General features: G+C 69.5%; 1 pseudogene. It reads right to left on the bottom strand.

The window, feature by feature from the left end:
- Positions 1 to 82: 82 nt before the first annotated feature.
- Positions 83 to 456 (bottom strand): annotated as a pseudogene (locus EXE42_RS16910) (extracellular solute-binding protein); the annotation flags it as partial.

Genomic DNA, 456 nt, shown 5'->3' on the forward strand with positions numbered 1-456 from the left:
CGGAGCTCCTCGGGGTCGAACATCCGCGCCAGCGACCCGCGCCGGTCGCCTCGGTCGTCCGCGGTCGAGGGCGACTCCATCGTCAGTTGCTAAGGGTCTCCTCGTGGGCGTCGTCGAGCGGCCCGACGATGTCCTCGGTCGGCGTGTCGGGCGTGGCCCACAGGCCCTTGAGGACCGACCAGAACTCCTGCTGGAACGGGTTCCCGAGCGCGTCGTCGAGGTCCGGCACGACCGTCACCTCGTCGGCGAGGTCGGGCAGGTTCGCCATCACCTGGATCTCGTAGGCGTCGTCCGGGACCTGCGTGTTGGACGCGATGAAGCCGCCCTCCTCGACCCAGACCTGCTGGCCCTCGGCGGAGACGAACGAGCTCAGCGCGTCGCGCGCGGCGTCGACGTTGTCCGAGTACTTCGGTACCGTGAACCAGTTGACCGACGAGGAGATGCCGTCGACGCCGG

Origin of the sequence: Halorubrum sp. SP3 (assembly GCF_005435195.1) — an archaeon.
GTDB classification, from domain to species: Archaea; Halobacteriota; Halobacteria; order Halobacteriales; family Haloferacaceae; genus Halorubrum; species Halorubrum sodomense.